Source organism: Arthrobacter sp. TS-15 (assembly GCF_006964045.1).
In the GTDB taxonomy this organism is placed as follows: Bacteria; Actinomycetota; Actinomycetes; order Actinomycetales; family Micrococcaceae; genus Arthrobacter.
On record NZ_SDXQ01000022.1, the window covers coordinates 12,453 to 35,533 of the forward strand.

19 protein-coding genes and 1 tRNA gene are annotated in these 23,081 nt (G+C 62.7%); 6 read left to right on the forward strand and 14 right to left on the reverse strand.

Going from position 1 to position 23,081, the window contains the following annotated elements; translation table 11 throughout:
* Nucleotides 1–144: 144 nt before the first annotated feature.
* The 5 genes from EU811_RS08355 to EU811_RS08375 all read right to left on the reverse strand — a co-directional run bounded on the left by EU811_RS08355 (nucleotide 145) and on the right by EU811_RS08375 (nucleotide 7,412).
* Nucleotides 145–221, reverse strand: a tRNA-Pro gene (locus tag EU811_RS08355).
* Between the two features lie 98 nt (nucleotides 222–319).
* Nucleotides 320–2,152, reverse strand: coding sequence for an ABC transporter ATP-binding protein (locus tag EU811_RS08360; protein WP_142938021.1), 1,833 nt, complete (start codon nucleotides 2,150–2,152; stop codon nucleotides 320–322).
* Entirely contained in the window at nucleotides 2,149–3,948 is a 1,800-nt protein-coding gene (locus tag EU811_RS08365; RefSeq protein ID WP_142938022.1) for an ABC transporter ATP-binding protein, read from the reverse strand. The genes EU811_RS08360 and EU811_RS08365 overlap by 4 nt, the downstream gene beginning before the upstream one ends.
* A gap of 165 nt (nucleotides 3,949–4,113) precedes the next feature.
* Nucleotides 4,114–5,061 (reverse strand): metallophosphoesterase, encoded by a 948-nt coding sequence (locus tag EU811_RS08370; protein ID WP_142938023.1) that lies wholly within the window; start codon nucleotides 5,059–5,061, stop codon nucleotides 4,114–4,116.
* 2 nt (nucleotides 5,062–5,063) lie between these two features.
* Nucleotides 5,064–7,412, reverse strand: coding sequence for a transglycosylase domain-containing protein (locus EU811_RS08375; RefSeq protein WP_142938024.1), 2,349 nt, complete (start codon nucleotides 7,410–7,412; stop codon nucleotides 5,064–5,066).
* On the opposite strand from EU811_RS08375, the gene EU811_RS08380 reads away from it, so the two are divergent.
* Genes EU811_RS08380 through EU811_RS08390 form a run of 3 tightly spaced genes read left to right on the forward strand, consistent with a single transcriptional unit; the run spans nucleotide 7,411 to nucleotide 9,034 of the window.
* Nucleotides 7,411–7,566: a DUF4177 domain-containing protein gene (locus EU811_RS08380; RefSeq protein WP_011775990.1), complete on the forward strand. Its 156-nt coding sequence runs from the start codon at nucleotides 7,411–7,413 to the stop codon at nucleotides 7,564–7,566. The two genes, EU811_RS08375 and EU811_RS08380, sit on opposite strands and share 2 nt — an antisense overlap.
* A gap of 2 nt (nucleotides 7,567–7,568) precedes the next feature.
* Nucleotides 7,569–8,105: a RidA family protein gene (locus tag EU811_RS08385; protein ID WP_142938025.1), complete on the forward strand. Its 537-nt coding sequence runs from the start codon at nucleotides 7,569–7,571 to the stop codon at nucleotides 8,103–8,105.
* A 17-nt stretch (nucleotides 8,106–8,122) separates the two neighbouring features.
* Nucleotides 8,123–9,034 (forward strand): NUDIX hydrolase, encoded by a 912-nt coding sequence (locus EU811_RS08390; protein ID WP_142938026.1) that lies wholly within the window; start codon nucleotides 8,123–8,125, stop codon nucleotides 9,032–9,034.
* 95 nt (nucleotides 9,035–9,129) lie between these two features.
* Here the strand turns inward: EU811_RS08390 and aroQ are convergent, their stop codons facing one another.
* Both aroQ and EU811_RS08400 read right to left on the reverse strand, forming a co-directional pair.
* On the reverse strand, nucleotides 9,130–9,594 hold the full coding sequence (gene aroQ / locus EU811_RS08395) for a type II 3-dehydroquinate dehydratase (protein WP_142938027.1): 465 nt from the start codon (nucleotides 9,592–9,594) through the stop codon (nucleotides 9,130–9,132).
* Between the two features lie 129 nt (nucleotides 9,595–9,723).
* Nucleotides 9,724–10,908 (reverse strand): MarP family serine protease, encoded by a 1,185-nt coding sequence (locus EU811_RS08400; protein WP_142938028.1) that lies wholly within the window; start codon nucleotides 10,906–10,908, stop codon nucleotides 9,724–9,726.
* A 233-nt stretch (nucleotides 10,909–11,141) separates the two neighbouring features.
* Between EU811_RS08400 and EU811_RS08405 the strand changes: the two genes are divergently transcribed.
* Entirely contained in the window at nucleotides 11,142–11,819 is a 678-nt protein-coding gene (locus EU811_RS08405) for a Crp/Fnr family transcriptional regulator (RefSeq protein WP_011775987.1), read from the forward strand.
* A 100-nt stretch (nucleotides 11,820–11,919) separates the two neighbouring features.
* On the opposite strand, the gene EU811_RS08410 is transcribed toward EU811_RS08405, so the two are convergent.
* The 4 genes from EU811_RS08410 to EU811_RS08425 all read right to left on the reverse strand — a co-directional run bounded on the left by EU811_RS08410 (nucleotide 11,920) and on the right by EU811_RS08425 (nucleotide 17,578).
* Nucleotides 11,920–14,103, reverse strand: a complete 2,184-nt coding sequence (locus EU811_RS08410) for an alpha-galactosidase (RefSeq protein WP_142938029.1) — start codon at nucleotides 14,101–14,103, stop codon at nucleotides 11,920–11,922.
* 155 nt (nucleotides 14,104–14,258) lie between these two features.
* Nucleotides 14,259–15,608 carry an ABC transporter substrate-binding protein gene (locus EU811_RS08415; protein ID WP_142938030.1) on the reverse strand — a complete coding sequence of 450 codons (1,350 nt, stop codon included), beginning with the start codon at nucleotides 15,606–15,608 and terminating at the stop codon, nucleotides 14,259–14,261.
* 71 nt (nucleotides 15,609–15,679) lie between these two features.
* Entirely contained in the window at nucleotides 15,680–16,606 is a 927-nt protein-coding gene (locus tag EU811_RS08420) for a carbohydrate ABC transporter permease (protein ID WP_142938031.1), read from the reverse strand.
* Nucleotides 16,607–16,615: 9 nt separating this feature from the next.
* Entirely contained in the window at nucleotides 16,616–17,578 is a 963-nt protein-coding gene (locus EU811_RS08425; protein WP_187697101.1) for a carbohydrate ABC transporter permease, read from the reverse strand.
* 214 nt (nucleotides 17,579–17,792) lie between these two features.
* Here EU811_RS08425 and EU811_RS08430 point away from each other — a divergent pair, with 214 nt between their 5' ends.
* Both EU811_RS08430 and EU811_RS08435 read left to right on the forward strand, forming a co-directional pair.
* Complete coding sequence (locus EU811_RS08430) at nucleotides 17,793–18,992, forward strand: Gfo/Idh/MocA family protein (RefSeq protein ID WP_142938032.1); 1,200 nt, start codon at nucleotides 17,793–17,795, stop codon at nucleotides 18,990–18,992.
* A gap of 14 nt (nucleotides 18,993–19,006) precedes the next feature.
* Complete coding sequence (locus tag EU811_RS08435; protein ID WP_142938033.1) at nucleotides 19,007–20,026, forward strand: LacI family DNA-binding transcriptional regulator; 1,020 nt, start codon at nucleotides 19,007–19,009, stop codon at nucleotides 20,024–20,026.
* 29 nt (nucleotides 20,027–20,055) lie between these two features.
* Here the strand turns inward: EU811_RS08435 and EU811_RS08440 are convergent, their stop codons facing one another.
* The 3 genes from EU811_RS08440 to EU811_RS08450 form a co-directional block, all read right to left on the reverse strand.
* Nucleotides 20,056–21,426, reverse strand: a complete 1,371-nt coding sequence (locus EU811_RS08440; protein WP_238703349.1) for an FtsX-like permease family protein — start codon at nucleotides 21,424–21,426, stop codon at nucleotides 20,056–20,058.
* Nucleotides 21,419–22,165, reverse strand: coding sequence for an ABC transporter ATP-binding protein (locus EU811_RS08445; RefSeq protein WP_142938034.1), 747 nt, complete (start codon nucleotides 22,163–22,165; stop codon nucleotides 21,419–21,421). Before EU811_RS08445 ends, EU811_RS08440 begins: the two co-directional genes overlap by 8 nt.
* A 106-nt stretch (nucleotides 22,166–22,271) precedes the next feature.
* A complete protein-coding gene (locus EU811_RS08450; protein ID WP_142938035.1) occupies nucleotides 22,272–23,060 on the reverse strand; it encodes a DeoR/GlpR family DNA-binding transcription regulator in 789 nt (262 codons plus the stop codon).
* Nucleotides 23,061–23,081: the final 21 nt, after the last annotated feature.

Sequence of the window (23,081 nt, forward strand, 5' to 3'; positions counted from 1 at the left end):
TGTGCCCTGCCTTCGGTGGCCACTGAAATCATAGTGAGGCGCGGCGGGGACGCCAATCGGCACGATAGTACATGTGGATAGGTGCGGTGCGTTGACAGACTTAAAACAAAAATGGCGCCGATTTCTCGACGCCATTTTCGTGTTTGGTCGGGATGACAGGATTTGAACCTGCGACCTCTTCGTCCCGAACGAAGCGCGCTACCAAGCTGCGCTACATCCCGATCCGCTGCGAAAGCAACTGTTCAAGAATAGCCGAAACGTCCCGTGATGCGAAATCGAGGAGCCGGTGTGGCTCGTCACAGCTGCGACGCTGCGAACGCTACACCAGCGAGTCCCGCCACGCCCCATGCAACTGGGCAAACCGTCCGCCACCGCTAATCAGTTCAGCAGGGGTTCCATCCTCCACAATGCGTCCGTCGTGGACCACCAAGACCCTGTCCGCCGTCTCCACTGTGGAAAGGCGGTGGGCAATGATGATCGCCGTCCGAGCTCCCCTTCCGCCGGCCACTCCCTCCAACAGTTTGGACAATCCCTGCTGGACCATGCGCTCAGAAGGGATGTCCAGGGATGACGTTGCCTCGTCCAGGATCAGCACAGCCGGTGCGGCCAGGAAGGCGCGGGCGAAGCCGATGAGCTGTCGTTGACCCGAAGAAACCCGGCCACCGCGCTTGTTGACGTCTGTGTCGTAGCCTTCGGGGAGGCTCATGATGAACTCGTGGGCTCCCACTGCTGCAGCGGCGGCCTCGATTTCGGACCGCGACGCCTCGGGCCTGCCCAAGGCGATGTTGTCCGCCACGGAGCCGCTGAAGAGGAAAGCTTCCTGCGTCACCATCACCACTGCACGGCGGAGATCCGTGGTGGACAGGTCCCTGAGATCAACACCGTCAAGGGTGATCGCACCGGAGGTGACATCGTAGAAGCGTGCCACGAGCTTGGCCAGCGTGGACTTGCCCGCTCCCGTCTGGCCAACCAGCGCAACAGTCTGCCCGGCAGGGATGTGCAGGTCCAGCTTGGGAACCACCACCTTGCCGTCGCTGTAGCCGAACTCCACGCCCTTGAAGTCGATTTCGCCGCGTGAGCTCTTCAACGGCACAGGGTTCTTCGGCGGGCGGACAGTAGGTATTTCCTCAAGAAGTCCGGACACCTTTTCCAGCGCTGCCTGGGCGCTCTGGAACGAGTTGTAGAACATGGCCATCTGGTCCACCGGCTGGAAGAAGCGTTTAGTGGAGAGGATCAGTGCCAGCAGGACGCCGACAGCCAAGTCCCCACTCAGCACGCGGAAGCCGCCAAACAGCAGGACCACGGCCACACAAACATTGCCGATCAGCACCAAGCCCGGCTGGAAAATGCCGTTCAGGTTGATGGAGCGGACGGTGTTCTTGCGGTAGTCCTCAGCCAACTCGCCATACCGGGACGCATTCTCGCGCTCTTTGCGGAACGCCTTCACCGCACGGATACCGGTCATGGTCTCCACAAAGTGCACGATCAGGCGCGCGGACACCACGCGGGATTCACGGAACGCGATCTGCGAATGCTTCTGGTACCAGCGGGCCAGGAAGAACATGGGCACGCCGGCTGCCAGGACAATTAATCCGCTGCGCCAATCGAGCGCAAATATGGTGAAAGCGGTGAACACCATGAACAGCAGGCCGGACGCCAGGGAACTCACACCGGAATCCAACAGTTCGCGCAACGCCTCAAGGTCCGACGTTTGCCGGGCGATGATGCGGCCGGAGGTGTAGGTCTCGTGGAACTCCAGGCTCAACCGCTGGGTATGCCGGAAAACCCGAACGCGCAGATCCAGGAGCATGGCCTGGCTGAGCCGGGCAGTGGAGGTCACGTACAGTGCGGTCATTCCAGCCGTGGCGATCGCAGCCGCCAGGTACAGGGCACCGGCCAGCACCAAAGGTCCGTTGTCGCCGGCCTGCAGTGCGGGAAGGGCGTTGTCGATGCCGAAGGCGATCAGCGCGGGCCCGGCAACCCGGGTGAGCTGCGAGACCACCACCATGGCAATCGTCAGCCAGAAACGCAACCGTACGGGACGGATGAGCGAGGCAAGCAAGGTGAGCGACCGGCGTCGTACGGCTTTGCTGTCCGCTTTGGTGAGGTGTGTGTTGTCCTCGTTGGCCGTGCCAAAAGTTGCGGCGCTCATCGGCGGGCCTCCTCAGCTTCTTCGAGCTCGTCCAGTTCGGTGTCCAGGTCCTTCGGGCCGGCGTCCAGGCTGGCGATGACATAGCGGTAGTGATCGTTCTCGGCCAACAGTTCCGTATGGGTTCCGACGGCGGTAATGGTTCCGCCTTCGAGCAAGGCCACCCGGTCCGCCAAGGCCACCGTGGAAGGTCGGTGCGCAACGATCAGTGTGGTTGTCTCGCGGAGGACCTCGCGCAAACGGGCTTCCACGCGTTCTTCCGTGTTCACGTCGAGGGCGGACAAAGGATCGTCAAGGACCAACACCTTGGGCTTGGCGGCGATGGCTCGGGCTAGGGCAATCCGCTGCCTCTGGCCGCCGGACAGGCTCAAACCTTCCTCGCCGATCAAGGTGTCCACGCCGTCCGGCAACGAGTACGCGAACTGCGCCTGTGCCACGTCCAAGGCTTCGTCCAGGGCAGCGTCGCTGGGATTCGGGGCGCCCAGGAGGACGTTGTCCCGCACCGAACTGGAGAACAGTGTGGTGTCTTCGAACGCCACGGCAACGATCTTTCGCAGTTCGTCGATGTCGTAGTCGCGGACATCCACGCCGTCGATCGTCACCGCACCCGAGGTCACGTCATACAGCCGGGGGACCAGCTGGAGCAGGGCGCTCTTGCCGCTACCCGTAATGCCCACCAGGGCCATGGTCTCGCCGGGGCGGATGTCCAGGGTGACGTCGTGCAGGAGGGTACCGCCGTCGTCGAACCCGAAACCTGCGTGCTCAAAGCGCAAGGCGCCCTTCACGGTTTCCGGAACCGTGGCGTGGTCCGGGGAGGTGATGGTGTTTTCCGTGTCCATCACCTCGAAGTGGCGGTCCAACGCGGTCTTGGCGGTCAGCGCCATGGCCAGCAGCATGCCCGAGAACTCGACGGGAGTGGCCACCACCGCGGCTGTGGCAAAGAACGCCACCAGCGCGCCGATGCTCAGTTGTCCGTTAGCCACAAGCATGATGCCCACCACCAGACCGACGCCCAGCGCCAGCTCCGGCAGCAAGGTGACCACCAGCGTGAACCCGGCTTGCTGCTTCGCCTTGGCGATCTCGGTCTGACGAAGTTCCTCAGCCTGGCCGTTGAAGTTCTCCAGGGCTTCACGGCTCCGCCCAAAAGCTTTCAGGACGCGGATGCCGTGGACGGATTCCTCCACGGTGGTGGCGAGGTCGCCGGCCTGGTCCTGGCTGAGGCGGGTGACCAAACTGAAGCGGCGGCGGAAGCGGAACGAGTTGATCATGATCGGCACGGCCGCTGCAAGGAAGATCAGCGCCAGCTGCCAGCTCATGGAGAACATCACACCCACGCCGATGATCACCGTCAGCGTGGTGACTACCAACATGATGGCGCCGAACGCCATCCAGCGGCGCAGGAAGCTCAGGTCCGTCATGGCGCGCGAGAGCAACTGACCGGAACCCCAGCGGTCGTGGAACGCCACGGTGAGCTGTTGCAGGTGGCCGTAAAGGGTCACGCGCATCCGGGTTTCCACCGTGGTGGCGGGGTTGATGACGAACTGCCGGCGCAAGGCCACCAGCCCGGCTTCAGCGATGCCCAAGGCAAGAATCACGACGGCGGCAATCCAGACGGCGTCCGTGGAACCGCCGGGCTGCAGGGAGTTGTTGACCAGGACCCGCAGCACTTGCGGGATGGTCAGCGCGACGATGCTCGCCAGCAGGGCGCAGATGAGCCCCATGAAGAGTCGGGGGAGGATAGGCCGCACATGAGGGTACAGGCGGCCGACGGAGGTAAAGAAAGACGTTTGCTTGGACATGCCCGCTTCTCAACAGCTGGATCTTCAGATGGTGCGGAGGTAGTTTCCCGTAGCAACTACCCTATGCCATGGCGTGATTCGTTTCACAGGACAACGCAACGTTGGTGAAATGTTTGACCCAGTTATTGAGGATCGTAATGATCCCCTGGCTTGGCTGCGGGGTACCTAATTGCGCGGCGTGAGCGTCAGCAGCACGGCTTCCGGGCGGCAGGCGATGCGGACCGGTGCGAAGCGAGACGTGCCGATACCGCCGGAGACGTTTACCGGCGTCGTGAAGCTATCGCTTTCCCAATCGTGGAGGCCTTTGGCGCGCCACGTAGGAAGGTCGCAGTTGGCCACCAGCGCCCCGTAGCCGGGGATGCAGATCTGGCCGCCGTGTGTGTGGCCGGCAAGGATCAGGTCTGCTCCGGCCTCGGTGAAGTGATCCAGCACACGCTGGTACGGAGCGTGAATGACGGCCACCTTCAGGTGGGGGCGGGCGTCTTGGTTGACCGTTCCGCGGGGCCAGCCAGCATAGCGTTCACGGCCCAGGTGCGGATCATCAACTCCCGAGAAATCGAATCGCAAACCGTTCAGCACCACTGACTGGGCGCGGTTGGTGAGGTCGATCCAGCCGCCCATTCCGAACGCCGAGCGGAGCTTGGGCCAGTCAAGGGCGATGGGGTCGGTTCGCATCCGCGAAGGACCGCGGAAGTAACCCGCCGGGTTCTTGATTCGCGGGCCGTAGTAGTCGTTGGAGCCCGGTACGAATACGCCGGGGAACTCCAGCAGTGGTCGAAGTGCCTGGATCAGGGGGTCGATGGCTTTGGCGTGGCTAAGGTTGTCACCCGTGTTGACCACAAGGTCAGGCTTGAGGTCTGCCAGCGATTGCAGCCACTGCGTCTTCTTTTCCTGGCCTGGGACGAAGTGAATATCGCTCAGGTGCAGGACCCGGAGCGGCCCGGATCCCTCCGGAAGGATGGGCAGGGTTTCGTGGCGGACCTCGAACTGGTCCTTCTCCCACCAGCCGTAAGCGGCGGCCGCTGCACCTGCTGCTGCGCCGACGGCAGCAGTGACGGCGAAACCGCGCCCGACGGTGCGGACGCGGTTTGCCAATGAATCACTGAAGGTCATGGTCAGTTCTTGTTGCCGTTGCCGTTGCCGTTGCCGTTGTTACCGTTCCCGTTGTTGCCGTTACCGGAGGGCGGGGCCCGGTTGGGCGCTGTTGACGGCGTGTTGGACGGGGAGTTGTTCCGCTGCGGCGCGGGAGCCGTACCGAGCAGGTTCGATGGCGGCTGCTGGAACGGGTTGGTTCCGTACGCAGGTGCCACAGCCAACATGTAGTTGGTGAACTGCGGACCGGCGATCATGTAACCGTCGATTGAGGGGTAAAACTTGCCGTTGATGGTCAGGTTGCGTCCGTAGCGCGACTGATCAGCCAAAGGATCGCCGAACCAGGAGGCCGTTGCCAAACCTGAGGTGTAGCCCACTACCCAGGTGGAGCCGTTGGTGTCGTTGGTACCCGTCTTTGCAGCCACCGGGAAGTTCTTGGAGTTCAGGGCCGGACGGATCAAAGAGCCGGAACCTTCATCCAGCACCTTGCCCATGGCGTAAGCAACGCCGCGGGCCACTTCAGGCTTTACGGCATCTTTACAGCTGGAAGACTGGGCAGGAAGCTGAGCTCCGGACTGGTCCTTCACCGAGGTGATGGCAATCGGCTCGCAGTACTTGCCGTCGGCTGCGAATGTTGCAAAGGCTGCAGCCATGGTGAGCGGAGCCGTTTGCGTTGCGCCAATGAGGTTTGACAACCGTGTCATGGGAACCTGGGGGTTGGGATCCGTGACCTTGCCCGTATTGTCACGCGTGGGAAGGCCGCCGTGGATGCCGGTGGCGTCCACAATTCCCTGAATGCCACAGAGGTCAACCTGAGCAGCTGAAGCAAAAGTCGCGGTGTTGATGGAGTTCATGAGGCCATAGAGGACAGTCATGTTCCGGTAGTAGCCCAAGTCCGAGTTTTGCAGGTCAAAGCTGCCCGGCACGTTGGCGTCATAGAAGCCGTCCGTCGGTGTAGGACAGGTGTTCTTCCAAGGGAAGTTGACGCCGTATTTACGTTGGGCCGCGTTGACGTTCTGGTTCATCGACTTGCCCTCGTTCAGCCACTGGGCAAACGTGAAGGGCTTCATGGTTGAACCGGGCTGGAACCCGCCAATGCCATTGAGGTCATTTCCGTCGGCGTCGAGGACGTCCACGTTGAAGTTCTGCGTCTGATCGAACTTGCCCTCTTGAGGCAGCCACACAGTGTTTTGCGCCATGCTGACGATCTGGCCGGTGCCGGGCTGGACGGAGACGATCGAGGCGCCCCACTTGTCCGGGTTTGCGCCCGCCGTCGCGTCAACCTGCTGCTGAGCTACGTTCTGTGCTGTCGGGTCGAGGGTGGTCTGGATGGTGAGGCCGCCACGCTGGACACGCTTGATGCGTTCTTCCTGGGTATCGCCGTAGGCAGGATTGTTGAACAGCAGGTGCAGCACGTAGTCACAGAAGTACGGCGCCATGGTGGCGTAGGCGCAGCCCTGGCGCGCCGGGGTGACCTGCGTGGTGACCGGGGTGGCAACAGCTTCGTCGTACTGTGCCTGGGTGATCTTGCCCTGATTGACCATGGCTGCCAGCACAAGATCACGGCGCACCTTGGCGTTATCCGGGTTGGCAATCGGATCGAACGCAGAGGGGCTGTTCACAAGGCCGGCCAGGAGGGCCGCCTGCGGAAGAGTGAGGTCCTTGGCAGTGGTGCTGAAGAAGAACTTTGAGGCAGCTTCAATTCCGTAAGCGTCACGGTTGAAGAAGACGATGTTGAGGTAGCCCTCGAGGATCTGCTCTTTGGAGAACTTCTTCTCCAGGGCGATGGCGAGCTTCATTTCGCGGAGCTTGTCGCCCACGCCCTTGCCGCCACCGTTGAGCTTGACGTCTTCTTCGCGGTCGGACGCCACCAGGGACTCGTTGATGACGTTGTTCACGTATTGCTGCGTGATGGTGGACGCGCCCTGCTTGTTGCCACGGGCGGTGCTGACGATGGCTCGCATGATGCCGGTGGTGTCGATGCCGCCGTGCTCATAGAAACGGCTGTCCTCGATCGCGATGACAGCGTCCTTAATGAACGGGCTCATCGAATCCAAGGGAACCTTGGTCCGGTTCTCCGCGTAGATCGAGGCGATCGGCGTACCGTCCTTCGCCAGGATGGTGGTGTTCTGGCTGGGCGGATCCACCTGAAGTTCCGCCGGCAGAGTGTCAAAGAACTGAATTGAACCACTTGCGGCACTGCCCGAAACGGCGGCGGCGGGGACCAAAAGGCCCGCGACCAGGACGCCACAAATCGCGCTCACACCAAGGAAGCCTAGAATCTTTCCGAGGGTGGTGGCAGTGTCGAATAGTGGGTTCTTGCGAGTCACCATGTTTTCCACTTTACCGGCAAGGGCTAGGCTTTCTGTCATGACCAAATGGGAGTACGCCACGATTCCGCTCATTATTCACGCTACAAAGCAGATCCTGGACCAGTGGGGCGAGGACGGCTGGGAGCTCGTCCAGGTCGTCGGTGGACCCGATGGCAAAGGTCTCGTAGCATACCTGAAGAGGGAGAAGCAGTAATCATGACAACCCCCGCAGAAACCACGTCTGCCGCGGAATCCGGCGCCCCCACGTCTGCTGTTGAGCAGCGTCTGGCCGAGCTCGGGTTGACCCTGCCTGAGGTAGCCGCGCCGGTGGCTGATTACGTCCCCGCAATCGTTTCCGGTAACTACGTCTACACGTCCGGCCAGCTGCCCTTTATTAACGGCAAACTCGAAGCTACGGGCAAGGTGTCCCTCGGCGAGTTGGGCACGTCCGACGAACCCACTGTTGACCCGGAAGACGCCAAACGTTACGCCGCTCTCTGTGCCATCAACGCCCTCGCTGCAGTCAAGAGCGTCATCGGCGATCTGGACCGCGTCACCCGCATCGTCAAAGTTGTGGGCTTCGTAGCCTCCGAGTCCACCTTCACCGGACAGCCCGGCGTGATCAACGGTGCGTCCGAACTCCTGGGACAGGTATTCGGTGACGCCGGCAAGCACGCACGCTCCGCCGTCGGCGTTTCTGTCCTGCCGCTCGACTCTCCCGTTGAAGTCGAGCTCATCGCTGAATTCAGCTAAGGAACCGGTTCACCCACGTGCCACAGCTTGCCCGCCGTCTGTTTGTACTGCCCCCGGAACTCGAAGGGGCAGCACAAAACTGGCTTGAGCTTGGCGAACGGACCCCCAGGGCCGCCCGCTACGCCTCCTCCGTTGTGCTGTTGCGCGATTCGCCCACCGGCTTGGAAACCTGGCTTGGATACAGGCCGGGTTCCTCGCCGTTGGGCGTTGTCGCGTTCCCGGGCGGTTCTTTGGACCCGTCCGACGACGACCCCGTCGGCTGGTTGGGCCCGTCACCTCAGCATTGGGCTGAGCAGATGGGAACGGACGACGTCGGACTCGCCCGCCGTCACGTGGTGGGCGCCATCCGCGAACTCTTCGAAGAAACGGGTGTCCTGCTCGCAGGCCCTGACGCTTCTTCCACGGTCGAATCGAACTCCACCATTGACTGGATGCGCGCCCGCGAAGCCGTGGCCGCCCAGGAGAAGTCCTTCACGGAGATGCTTACCAAGCGCGGGCTGTCCCTCCGCACCGACCTCCTGAAACCCTTGGTGAACTGGCTCAGCCCGGACTTTGCGCACGCGCGTTTCAACACCCGGTACTTTGCCGCCACTGTCCCGGTGAACCAGCAGCCCAGCATCCTGGGCAGCAAGGGTGTGTGGGGCCGCTGGGTGTGTGCCTCCCAAGCCATTGCACTGCGGGACACCTCAGCACTTGGTGATGAGATAGGCCAGGAGAATACTGTGGGCCTCAAGCTCGGCCAGCTCCTGGTGCCGGGCTCGGAAATCATGCTCGAAAAAATGGCCAACGCCAACGGCTGTATCGCCTACCTGAGCTACAAGCGCAAAGCGCACGTGTACCAGGCGAAACTGGTGGATGAGGGTGGCATCCTCATGCTTGAGGTCGAAGCAGCCCGCACCGTGGCAGGGGAGCCCCAGCGCGAACGCTAGGCCTTCCGATGCTCTCTCACATCCCTCGGGTTTGAGCCGGTCGCTCTCTCACGTCCCTCGGGTTTGAGCCGGACGCTCTCTCACCGGCAAAGTCGTTATATCGAGTCAGCCAAGTAATCGATGGCCAGTTTGTAGCCCAGAACCCCCGCACCCACGATGATCGCGTTGCACACGCCGGACAGGTACGAATGGTGGCGGAACTCTTCACGCTGGTGCACGTTGGTGATGTGCACCTCGACGGCGGGCAGCTGCACAGCCGCCAAGGCGTCGCGAAGGGCCACGGAAGTATGCGTGTAGCCGCCAGCGTTGATCACAATTCCGACGGCGGTGCCTCGCGCTGCGTGGATGGCGTCCAGGAGGTCGCCCTCGTGGTTGGACTGAACGCAGTCAACAGTGAATCCATGGGCGGCCGCAGCTTTCATGGCCAATTGCTCCACGTCAGCCAAGGTGGACGTTCCGTACTTCTCCGGTTCGCGGGTGCCCAGAAGGTTCAGGTTGGGGCCGTTGATCACAAGGATGGTGCCGCGACCGGTTTCGGTGGCAGGAGAGGCTTCAGTCATGACTCCCAATCTATAGCGGTGCGGGAGTGCGCGGGAATTGTGCCCACAGGGTGAGCGAGGGTGCCCTGAAAACAGTCACCATGTGAGAGAGCGACGTCCAAACAGCCGCGTGATGTGAGAGGGCGTTGGCTACTTGCGGGTGCACTGGCCGGCCGATACAGGACTGCTCAGACCGGGAGCCTGCGCAGCCACGGGTTCCAGGTCCGCCATGGTGAGCGCGAAGCCGAGAGCGGCGTCGGTGGTGGTCTTGGCGAAGATCAGGCCGGCCACCTGTCCCTGCGTGGTCAGCAGCGGACCGCCCGAGTTACCCGGCTGAACGTCGCCTGCCAGCCTGTAGACCAGCTCAGGCGAAGGATTGTTGCCATAAATGTCCGGAACCAGAATGGTTGAAATGCCTTGGACAGTGGCCGGCTTGGATTGGAAGGGACCGCCGTGCGGGTATCCCGCGAAAGCGGCAGAGCTGCCTGCGGGCAGGTCGGCACTCAAGGTCAGCGGGCTGGACTGCAGTCCGTCCACGGCCAGCACTGCGATGTCCCGCTGGGAGTCGAAGTAAACCACCCGACCCGGCAACGCGCCGCCGTCGGGCACTTCCACAACAGGCTGCGACACGCCCGCCACAACGTGCGCGTTGGTGACGACGCGCCCGGGCGAGACAACAAATCCGGATCCGGTCTGGTTCTGCCCGCACTCGAATGCGGTGCCGGCGATCTTGAGGACGGAATCCGCAGCCTGGTTCAGGGCAGGTGTGTCGGTTGACTCGTTGGGAACGGGCACCGGTGTGACAGGCCCGATGCCCTCGATGAGCTTAGGTATTCCGTCACCGATCACCGTGGACCGCAGCTGAGCCATGGTGCTCTTGACGGGCGTGGGCGTCAGGTTGTCGATGTAGCGAATGACGCGGGACTCGGCCAACTGCTGCGAAACGAACGGCACACCCAGAGAGCTGATGCTGAAGGCCAGCATGGACATCACCAGCGCCGCCACCACCACACTCACCACGCCGCCGATCAACCGGTCCACCGCATGCAGCGGCTTGATCCGCACGGCGTGGCGGACTTTACGCCCGATCATGGTGCCCAAGCCATGCCCCAAAGCAATAAGCACGACGGCGGCGCCCACCGTGGCGGTCAACCTCCAGCCGCTGTCGGTCACCCAGCCGCTGACGAGCGGAACTGCCATGAACGCGGCAATGGCACCAATGACGAATCCTGCGATTCCACCAAGTGTGACCATGAAGCCATTGCGCAGGCCATAGATCAGGTAGGACAGCAGCATCAGAATCAATGCCAAATCCAATATCGTCAAGCCAAACACCAATGCTCCTCATAGCCGGGTAGCGCCAATTCTAGGTGTCCACCCTGACAACCAACCGTTAGTCCGATCACGATATGGGCCGTTTAGTCCGATGTGAGAGGCTTCAGAGTGGGTCGAATGCCCCGAAATCCGCGCCATTTCAGCGTTTCACGTGCCAAGTACGTCACAGAAGCTTAAAAATTCTGAAACAATGGCCTGAGCGCCACGACCGAAACTTATATTCAGGAGATTTCATGGACATCGAGGTATTGCGCCGCGCACCCCTCTTCGCCACCCTTGACGACGACGCATTCCGCTTGCTGACGGACGAACTCACCGAGGTGGACCTTTCACGTGGAGCGTCGGTGTTCCGCGAAGGTGATCAGGGTGACCAGCTCTACTTCATCGTTTCCGGCAAGGTAAAGCTCGGCCGCACGTCCCCCGACGGCCGCGAGTCGCTTCTGGCCATCCTCGGCCCGGGTGAGCTCTTCGGCGAAATGGCGTTGTTCGATCCCAGCCCGCGTACCGCCACGGCCACCGCCGTTTCGGAAACCCGACTGGCCGGCCTCAAGAATGAGAGCCTCAACGCTCTGCTCCGCACGCGTCCCGAGGTTTCCGCGCAGCTGCTGCAGGCTCTGGCCCGCCGCCTTCGCCGTACCAACGACTCCCTCTCCGACCTCGTCTTCTCTGACGTCCCGGGCCGTGTTGCCAAGGCCCTCCTGGACTTGGCGGACCGCTTCGGGCGTCCTGCCACCGACGGCGTTCTGGTTGCCCACGAGCTGACCCAGGAAGAACTGGCCCAACTGGTGGGCGCTTCCCGCGAAACCGTGAACAAGGCACTGGCCGAGTTCGTCCAGCGCGGATGGCTCCGCCTGGAAGCCCGCGCCGTGGTGATCCTGGACATGCAGCGCCTCCGCCAGCGCTCACGCTAAACAGCTACGAAAAAAAGCCGCCCCGGTTTCGCCGGGGCGGCTTTTTTGTCTGTGGATGTGAGAGAGGGTTCGGTTTTAGCCCGGGGGATGTGAGCGAGGGTCAGAGGGCCGTGAACCGCAGCAGGATGGCGTGCTCCGGGTTCAGGACGGGCATCGGAAGGCCTACCTCGGCCAGGAACCGACCCGTTGCTTCGGCCCCGGACGCCAGCCAGGGTGCCGGCTTGGCCTCAATGAACGTGTGCCCGTGGTCGGCGTCACCCGGGGAGGGGAAGATGGCTTCCACACGGTATGCACGCGAAGGATCCAACCCCGGAATTGCCACGCGCCCGGGCTTTTCCGTAAAGCCCGTCCGTGTCTTCACCACAGCGAAAAGCGCCGCCGTGGCACCCACCGGGGTGCCGCCGTCGGACTCGTCTGCCACCACGCCGTGCACCATCAGCGACTCGTCCGGCACATCGGCGCGCACCATCCGTCCACTGTGGATGAGTCCGCGGTGTTCCTTGTAGAGGCCGATGAAGCGCTTGAGTTCCTGACGTTCCGCCCCGGTGACGGAGCGGACATCCCACTCCATGCCGAAGTGACCGAAAAATGCCGTGATGGCACGGAATGAGAGGTCGTGCGTCCGACCGGTAGTGTGCGATGTTGTGGGCCCAATGTGCCCGCCCACCAGCTCCGGCGGAACCACCATGCCGGTCCAGCGTTGGATGGTTTGCCGTTCCAAGGCGTCGTTGCAGTCCGATGCCCAGATGCGGTCGGTCCGCTCCAGGATTCCAAGATCCACGCGGGCGCCGCCGGAGGAGCAGCTTTCAATCTCTACCCCGGGGTGTGCCGCTCGGAGCGCATCGAACAGCCGGTACGCCGCCAAGGTCTGTTCGTGTACCGAAGCCCGGCCCGCGTGGCCATGTTCCAGGAGGTCCCGGTTTTGGTCCCACTTGAGGTAGCTGATGTTATTCTCGCGCAGAAGAGTGTCCATGCGCTCGTAGATGTATTGCCACGCGTCCGGATTCACGAGGTCGATCACGTGCTGCTGCCGCCACTCAAGAGGCAGCCTGCCACCGTCCTTGTAGGACGTGGCTGAGGGCCCCACGATCCACTCCGGATGTGCCCGGGCGATGTCGGAGTCCAGGTTCACCATCTCCGGCTCCACCCAGAGCCCGAACTCCATGCCCCGGCTGGTCACGGCATCAATCAAAGGCGTCAGACCGCCAGGCCATACGGTTTCGTCCACGTACCAGTCGCCCAACCCGGCGTGGTCGTCACGGCGCCCGCGGAACCAGCCGTCGTCGAGCACGAAGCGCTCAACCCCAAGGTCGGCGGCCGACTCAGCCAGCTCGATCAGGGTGTCCAGGTTGTGGTCGAAGTACACCGCTTCCCAGGTGTTGAGGACTACTGGGCGGGCCTTACCGGAAACTGCCCCCACATGGTGTGGCCGCGAACGGAACCAGGCGTAGAAGGCCTCCGAAATCCCGTCCAAACCGCGGTCAGAGTATGCGGCAAACAGTGCCGGCGTGGTGTAGCTTTCCCCGGATTGCAGCACCACTTCGGCAGGTCCCAACAGCTCGGAGCCGCCCACCATGGTGCGGCCATCGGCAATGCTGTCCGCAAACTGCTCGTGGTTCCCGCTCCAGGCCAGATGCGTCGCCCACACCTTGCCGTGCCTGTTCCCAAAACCGGCAGTTCCAGCGGCGAGCAGCAGCGACGAGTCATGACCGGTGCGGCCGTGACGGCCCGTGCGGACCCAGGTCCCCTGCTGAATGGTCCTGCGCTGCGGATGCCGCTCGCGGCACCAGCGGCCGGTCAGGTCCAGAAGTTCGACGGCGTCTGGCGCCACCGGGAGCATCGTCGCCAGTTCGTCTACTTGGAAAGGCGACGTGCCGTGGTTGCTGACCGTGTGCTTCAGTTCGAGAAGCCCGCCCGGGTGCAAGGTGAGGGTGGACGTGACGGTGATGCCGGCGTCGGGGTCCGCTTGGACAATCACCGCTGTGCCGCCATTCACCGTCGCACTCACAACCCGCAGGCGTACTGAGAAATCAAAGCCCGGCACGCCGTCTGTGAAGCGGTGCCCGCGAAGTCCTGGCCTGCCCTGCCACGATGACGACGCCTGGGGGAGGAGCCCCGCCGGGACGTTAGCGTCGATGGACGACGGCGGAATGGGCTCGTTGAGGATGGCAAGGTCAGGCAGTGTGTCGCCCAGATCGGCTCCCCAGTGGATGATCTCAGCCTCTCCGCGATGGGTGCTGATGACCAAGCTGGTACCTGCGGAACGGAGGTGGAGCGGTTGCATAAGGGTGGGTCGCTTTCAGTGTCGATGCGCCCCGAGGCGGGGCAGGTACGTGTGTTGCGAGGCCCGCTCCGCGGGATTCGGGTGGTTTATAACCCGCAGAGCGGGCCTCGCAACGGGATCTACTCGAGTTGAGTCTATGAGTGATGAGAGGCGTTCTACTTGAAGAGCGCGTTGACCTGTTCGTTCGCGGCTGTCAGCGAACTCGCCGGGGCCTTGCCGGCGATTACCGCGTCCACAGCAGGCTTCATGATTCCCGCAACCTTGGAGGCATTGTCCGTGATGGGAAGCATGAAGGTGGTCTTGTCCGCCACATGCTGGGTGAAGGCGCTGACATCCACGTTCTTGGCCTTGAAGGCCTCTGCAGCCTTCTCGGAGGAGGTGCTGATGGCCGGGAAGACCACGGCCTTGGAGGCCACAACGTCCTGGCAGGCGGTGGAGCCGAGGTATTCCACCCACTTGATGGCGGCGTCCTTCTTCTTGGTACCAGCCCACACGGAATCGGCCAGGCCGTTGAACATGGAGGCACGCTTGCCGTCGGGGCCCTGCGGTGTGGGGGCGATGCCGAGGTCGATTCCCTTGTAGCCGGTGTACTGGCCGATCATCCACGAACCGTTGCTGTTGATGGCTGCTTTGCCTGCTCCGAAGCTGTCGGCGGCGTTGGCGCCAACGGTGGTTTCAAGTTTGGGCATGTAGCCCTTTTCGGCGAGAGAGGCCCACCAGTCGATGGTGTCCTGGAGCCTCTTGTCGTCGTAGTTGAAATGGGTGCCCCACGGGTTCTTGTCGGTGGTGGTCCAGCCAGTGGTAGCGGAGAGGTAGCTCCACTGCGTCTGGCCGGCGTTCTCGGCATCGGAGCCGGGCAGGCCCAAGCCGTAAACGGCAACATTGTTCTTGTCGAAGCCTGCTTCGTCGCCGCGTTTGCCGTTCTTGTCCACAGTGAGTCGGGCGATTGCTTTCTCGTACGTTCCGCCGTCCTTCGGGTTCCAGGTCAGGGAGCCCATCTCTTCAGGGGTGATGCCGGCGTCGGTGGCCATCTTCTGGTTGAAGAACAAAGCCACGGTGTCCCAGTCTTTGGGCAGGCCGTAGCGCTTGCCATCTTGGCCAACCCAGAGGTCTGCGAGGCCTTCGTTGTACTGGGAAAGGTCTATCTTGTCCTGGGCGATGCTGTCGTCAAGGGCCACCAGTTGCTTGGTCTTGAGGAACTCCGGGTACTTGGAGAGGTGGTCTGTGAAGACGTCAGGTGCAGTGCCGGAGGCCATGCCGTTGGTGATCTTGGACCAGTAGTCGTCCCAACCGGTTTGGGTGATTTTGACGGTGATGTCCGGATTGGCCTTGGTGAAGTCCGTGGCGCACTGCTGGTAGGCAGGGAGCTGGTTGGCGTCCCAGAGCCAATAACTGATCTCGCCCTTGGCGGCGTCTCCTCCGGAGCTTCCGCCGGCGCAGGCGGAGAGTGCGAGGACGGCGGCTGCTGCGACGGCGACGGCGCCGACTGCCTTCTTTTTCATCATGGTTGGTCCTTTCGGGACGGGAGGGGTGCGAGCCGGCACAGGCCGGTTTCTGCGTGCGGAAAGAGAAAGAGCTATTTGGTGCCGTTGAAGCCGATGGAGTTGACAATCCGTTTGCCGAAGATGGCGAAGAGGATCAGCACGGGCGTAGCGGACACGAGCGTTGCGGCCATGAGCCCGGACCAGTCCGGTGCGCCTTGCGGCGACTGGGATTTGAAGACTCCCAGTCCCACGGTGAGCACCCTGGATTCCTCGGACGTGCCTACGAGCAGCGGCCAGAAGTATTCGTTCCACTGACCCATGAAGGTCAGAAGCGCCAGGGTGGCAATCGGGGCAGCGGCGTTGGGCATGATGATCTGGAAGAAGATCCGCCAGTGCTTGGCGCCGTCCAGCATTGCAGCTTCTTCAACTTCCCTGGACATGTTCAGGAAGAACTGGCGCATGAAGAAGATCGCGAACGGGGTCATGAACAAGTAGGGCAAAACGAGTCCGAGCATGGAATTCAGCAGGCCCAGGTTCTTGATGAGCAGGAAGTTGGGGAGGGCAGTGAAGATCGGCGGGACGAGCATGGTGGCCAGGAACAGCGAGAAGACTGCGTCGCGGCCTTTCCACCGGAGCCGGGAGAAGGCATAGGCGGCCATTGAGCTGAAGAACACGGCGCAGGCTGTAGTGATGCCGGAAAAGAGCAGCGAGTTCCAAAGGTACTGCCAGAAATTGATCGAAGCACCCGAGCCGCCTTCTGCGATAGCGTCGGCGGCACTTTGGAGGCCGAACACCCGCTTGAACGCGCCAAGATTAAAGTCGGCGGGCAGCAGGTTGGCGGAGTTCGCTGCGAGGGAGCCGTTGGAAGACAGGGCCGTGCGCAGTACCCAGTAGAAGGGCAGGATGCTCACGGCGACGGCCAGGGCGAGGAGGGTCAGGGCGATGGCGCGGCGCCAGTTGAAGGGGCGGCTGAGCGGGCGACGCCGGCTGCCGTTCTTGGGTGAGGCAAGAGTGGTCATGGCGAGTCCTTAGTCCAGGTCCGACTGGTTGCCGCGGAGGAACTTCATCTGGATGAAAGCGACGATGGCGAGGATGAGGAAGAGGATCACAGCCAGGGCGGAGCCATAGCCGAAGTCCTGTTCATTGAAGGCGCGTTGGTAGATGTAGAACTGCAGCACGCGGGTGGCGTTGACAGGACCGCCGGCCGTCGTGACGGCAACAGTGTCAAAGACCTGGAAAGAACCGATCACGGTTACTACCAGGACCAGTACCAGGACTGGCCGGAGCAGTGGCAGGGTGATCCGCCAGAAAGTGCTCATGGCCTTGGAGCCGTCGATGCTGGCGGCCTCATAGACACTGTTCGGGATTGCCTGGAGTCCGGCGAAGATCAGGAGAGCTGTGTAGCCCATGTGCCGCCACGTGTTGATGAGAGCCTGGGTGGGGATGGCCCATTGCTCGCTGCCGAAGAAGGCTACCCGGGGCAGCCCGGTCCATTCGATGATCTGGTTGATGATGCCGATCTGGTAGTCAAGCATCCAGAACCACAGGAGAGCCGCAATGACATTTGCCATCAGATAGGGCATCAGAAGCGCACCGCGGACGAGGGTGGACTTTGCGACGCGGTGCATCAGGATTGCAAGGCCCAACGCCAATGCCGTCTGGAGAACAATGTTGATCACCACGTATTCCGAGGTGACGCCCAAAGCGTTCCAGAATAGCGGATCCTTGGCTATGCGTTCGTAGTTCCGCGTGCCGATCCATTCCGGGTCGCCCAGGATGCTGTATTCAGTGAAGCTGAGGTAGGTGCCCCGGATGGTGGGGACGAGGTAGAAGAGGATCAGTCCGAGCATCGCTGGAGCGATGAAGAAGAGTGCAACCTTGAGGTCCCCTACTCCGCGGAACCCGTCGGCTGGTTTCCCCCGCTTGCGTGACTTCCGCGGCGCCCCGACGGAGGAGAGCTCCGGATCCGGTTGCTTGGTGAGCGTGGTCATCGTCGACCCTTTCGTGACTGTGATGTGCATAACAACTGGATGAGAATCTACACGAGTAGATTTGGTGATAGCAAGAGCGGAGGCAAAATTTTGGTGAAAAATGTTCAAAGATGTTCTTTCTGTTGACTCGAGTAGATTCCGATGCAAAACTCGACAGGACAGTCACACAGGGACACAGCGGAGGCTGCTTTGGCAGTCCCAGGGAAGGTAAACAATGACGTTTTCGATCGGGGTTGTGGGTGCCGGGCAGTTCGGCAGCCAGTTCGCCCACCTGTTCAAGCTCCACCCGGGCGTCAGCGCGGTTTATGCAATAGATGAACTCCCTGAGCGGGCAGTTGCAGCGCAGGAACGCTGGGGACTGGACGGCGTAATGGGCAGCTTTGAAGAGTTGCTGGACTCCGACGTCGATGCTGTCGCCATCTTCACGCAGCGCTGGACTCACGGACCACTGGTAGAGCGGGCCCTGCGTGCTGGAAAGCACGTCTACTCAGCGGTGCCCATGGCCATATCCGAAGAGGAAATTGAACGGATCATTGAGGCCGTTCGAGAGACCAAACTGGTCTACGCCATGGGTGAGACCAGCTACTACAACCCCGCCACGGTCTTCGCCCGGCAACAACATGCAGCAGGTAAGTTTGGCCGCATCTTCTACACCGAGGGTGACTACGTCCACGACATGGACCTCGGTTTCTACGAGGCGTATCAGTACAGCGGCGGAGAGCGGTGGAAGGAAACCGCCAGCTACCCGCCCATGCTCTACCCCACCCACGCCATAGGTGGGGTCCTCGGCGCCGTCCCCGGCCATGCGGTCAGCGTCAGCTGCATCGGCGTGAAGGACCAGCGCGGGGATGGCGTTTTCGATAAGGACGTCAGCATGTTCGCCAACGACTTCTCCAACGCCACGGCGCTGTTTGAAATGAACGACGGCGGCGCGATGCGCACCAACGAGATGCGCCGGGTGGGGTACCCCTCCCACATCCGGGAGTCCCGCTTCCGTTTCTTCGGCACCGACGCCAGCTTTGAGCAACTTGCCACCACCACCGTGTGGCAGGACAAGTCCACCGTGGAAGACGTGTCCGAGCAAGTGGAAACCAAGCCCACCATGTCCCTGGATGACCCGTCCCTGGCGGCCGTGGCGCCGGAGCTGCGCGATGCCTTTATCTCCGGGCTGGCTCCGGTCCATGACCAGTCCAGGCTTCCGCAGGAATTCCTCGGAGCCCCCAACGGGCACGAAGGAAGCCACCAATTCCTGGTGGACGACTTCGTCACGGCCGTAAACAACCGCAGCCTTCCTCCCGTTAATGCCTGGGTCGCGGCCCGGTTCACGTTGCCGGGAATCATTGCCCACGAGTCCGCGCTCCGTGGCGGGGAGCGCCTTCCCATCCGCGACTTCGGTGATGCTCCCGTGGAGTAGCTAGCATTTACCTCATGACAACTTCGGCGGTACAAACCTCGCGCGGCCCGGTTACACGCAAAGACGTGGCCCGGTACGCCGGGGTGAGTACCGCCGTCGTGAGTTATGTGGTGAACGGAGGGCCCAAGAACGTGGCCCCGGGTACGGAAGCCAAGGTTCGCGAGGCCATCCGCGTCCTTGGATACCGACCCAACGCTGCCGCCCGTGCCCTGAAGTTGGGATCCAGCGAGACCATTGGCGTGGTGGTTCCGGACAACACCAACCCGTTCTTCACCCAGCTGGCCCACGCTGTGGAAGATGCGGCCGCGGAACTTGGCTTCGGCATGGTGCTCACCAACTCGGATGGAAGCCTTACCCGCGAACGCAAGAACATCCGCACCTTGGCTGCCCGGCAGGTGGACGGGGTATTCCTGGCCAGCTGCGTGTTCGATCCCGATGTCACGGAACTGGAGGCCTCCGAAATCCCCTCCGTTTTGTTGAATAACGCAGGCTCACCGCCGGGAATCAACAGTGTGGGTGTGGATCTGGAAGCCGGTGCCCGTGCTGCCGTTGAACATCTGATAGGCCACGGCCATACGAACATTGGCTTGGCGATCGGTACCAATACCGGGAACCAGCTGGACGGGCGCGAGGTAGGCTGGCTGGCCACTTTGCGTGACGCCGGACTGCCGGACGGACCCATGCTTCACGGTCCCTTCACCCGTCCGGGCGGGTACGAGGTAGGCAAGCGTTTCCTCTCCATGGCCAACCGTCCAACGGCGATCTTTGCCAGCAATGACATGCAAGCCATCGGTATCCTCAGGGCGCTTCATGAGGCAGGCGTCAGGGTGCCCGAGGACCTGGCGTTGGTATCCTTCGACGGCTCCCTGGACTCCGAATACAGCTGGCCTGCGCTGACCACCGTTGCGCAGCCCGTCAAGGCGATGGCCGAAGCCGCGGTGCAGGCACTGGTGGGCAAGGGCCGTGGCGATGAGCTGAAACACCAGATCCTCTCCACCGAGCTGATCATCCGGCAGTCCTGCGGCTGCAAATAACCCGGGGATGACGACGGCGGTGGGCCGGGTTACGAATCCATGCTCGCGTAGCGCTCGGGGCGGGCCAGCACCTGGCTGATCTGCGCCGTTCCCGCGGCAACAGCCAGCCGGACCAGCAGGAAGCCGGCGGCGAACACCCCACCGATGGTCAGGAACACCACGGGCTGGGTCAGCAGCACGGCACCCGTGAGCGGCAGGACCAGAGCAGCCGCGGCAGCCGCGGATATGCCGGCAACCAGAAACAGCGGCGACATGACGGCTTTGACCCTCGCCGCCACCATGAGTTTCTGCGGCATTCCAACACGGTCCAGTGCCACCAGGGTGGAAGCCCTGTCCAGTACTGCAGCTGCTTGGTTTACACCCGCAGAGCAGGCGACCATCAGGAACGAGCCCAGCAGGGTGATCATCACTCCGGTGTTGATGTCCCGGACAAGGAGCGTAGTTTCAGCGTCGCCCCCGGTTCCCATGGTGTCCGCCACCGCCATGCCGACGCCCACGAACACGCCCACAAAACTGGTCATCGCGACGCCCCCAACTTGCCGCCACGATTCTTTAGGGCTCTCCAGCACGGTCCGCGCGGCCAGCAGTTGCTCAGGCTTCTTGGCGTGTTTGAGTTGCGAGGACGCCCGCAGCCGCAGGATCCACGGTCCCATGAGGTTCAACGCCAGCAAAGCCAGGCCGAAGCAACCGCCCATCACCGCGATGATCACAATGAACGCGCCGAAGCTGCTGAGCATCCCCATGGCCACCACTCCGATGACCACCACCACAGCTGCGATGAGTCCGCGAACCCAGTGCGCGCCGTCGGCCGTTTGCCGGGTCCGGACGCCCAACGGCGTCACCACAACTTTCCGCAGCCCCAACGCGGCACTCGCCGCTGCAAGGAGAGAGACGGCCAGCACGCAGCCGAGGATGGACGGCACTGACAACCATGCATGGCTTCCTATTGCTTGTCCCCGGAACTGGATCAAACCCAGGAACGGCGCTGCGCAGGCGTATAGTCCCGCACCAGCCACAGCTCCCACGGCCGCGAGGACGGTTGACTCAATGACGGTCATCCAGACCACCGTGGCGCTGTTGGCGCCCAGCAACCGCAAGGATGCCAAACGGTCATCACGACGGCGGGCGGCGAGTCGGGCGGCCGAGGCGCCGAGCGTCAGCAAAGGGATGATCAGCAGCACCATGGCGACCACGGCCAAGGCCTGGTAGGTGCCCGCGATGTCGTCGGACCAGGACCAGAAAACCTGTGAACCACCGGCAACGGTGAGCAGCAGGGCCGTAACCGTCCCGAAAGCGAGGATGGGGAGCCCGGCGTCGCGAAGACCGGCTTCCCGGAAGCTGCTTCCGTTGCTTCGTGCCAGGTAGGGGGTGAGGCGCAGGGCCATGGAGAGACTAGACATTGAAGGCACCCTTGAAGTTGGTGGTGGCTGGCGCGGCCGGGCCGGAAGCCGGAACTGTTCCGCTGTCTGCCACGATCCGGCCGTCGCGCAACTCCACAACGCGCTCGCACCGGGCAGCAACGTTGGGATCGTGCGTGACCACCAGAAGTGTCCGGCCGTTCGCAGCCACAGAGTGCAGGAGAACGTCCAGGACTTCGCTGGAGGTGGCCGAATCCAAAGCGCCGGTGGGCTCGTCAGCGAAGACAACCCGGGCCCCGGTGACCTGGGCGCGGGCGATGGCCACGCGCTGACCCTGCCCGCCGGAGAGTTCGCCCAAGCGGCGTTGTTCCATCCCGGCCAAGCCGAGGGCCGCTAACCACTCAGCGGCCCGGGCCTCCGAAGTAGCACGGTCCGTGCCGTTGAGCATGAGAGCCAGGGCCACGTTTTCCACGGCGGTGAGCTCCGGCAGCAGCATGCCTTGCTGGAAGACGAAGCCGAACTCCTCGCGCCGCAGCCGGGACAGCGCAGCATCTCCCAAGGTGTCCAGCCGCAGAGGCGAGGACGGAGTATTCAAGGTGATGGCACCGGCGTCGGGCCTCAATATCCCGGCGAGGCAGTGCAAAAGGGTGGTCTTGCCGGAACCTGAGGGGCCGATGATCGCAATGGACTGGCCGGCGTTGGCTGTGAAGTTGACGTGGTCCAGGGCGATGCTGCCGGGGTAGTGCTTGGTGAGCTGCTGGGCGTGGAGGATGGCGTTCATATATCCAGCATCCCTGCGGGCGTTACTCCGCGGCATCAGTCCCGCGGCTGAAGTCTGCGGGGCGGCCTCCACCTGCGGTATGAGACCTAAGTGTTAACTACGTGGTTCAGGCCTCGGCGATCCGCAGCTTGGCCACGTTTTCGGCCAGCACGCGCCGGGCGTCTTCACCAAGGAGCGAGTCCGTGATCAGCTCGTCCGCTTCTTCCAGCCGGGCGATCGAGGCGATGCCCACCACGCCCCACTTGCTGTGGTCGGCCAGAATGACTGTGCTCCGGGCGGATGTCATGAACGCTCGGTTGGTCTCGGCTTCCAGCAGGTTCGGAGTGGTAAAGCCGGCGTGGGCATCCATGCCGTGGACACCCAGGAACAGGACGTCCAAGTGGAGTTGCTTCAGCGATGACGTGGCAATGGGGCCTACCAGGGCGTCCGACGGTGTCCGCTCGCCGCCGATCAGGATCACTGTGGACCCGAAGCGTGCCGGGCCGGACGACGAGCCGTGGTGGAAAAGATCGGCGATCCTCACCGAGTTAGTGACCACGGTGATGCGGGGCCCGTTGACAAGTTCCTTCGCCAAGGCCCAGGTGGTGGTGCCGGCGCCAAGGCCGATCGCCATGCCTTCCTGGACCAGGCTCGCGGCTTCCACCGCGATGGCGTGTTTCTCCGCGGGCAGCTGTGTGGACTTGAGTTCGAAGCCGGGCTCGTGGGTGCTGGCATCGCCTGGAAGCTTGGCTCCGCCGTGAATGCGCTCAACGCGGCCGGCTTCCTCGAGCGCTTCGATGTCGCGCCGTACGGTCATGGGTGAGACCCCCAGCAACTGGGCGAGGTCCGAGACCCGCACTACGCGTTCGCGCTGGACGGCGTCGATGATGGCGGAGTGGCGTGCTGCCTGAAGCATCAGGGCCTTTCTGGGGAACCT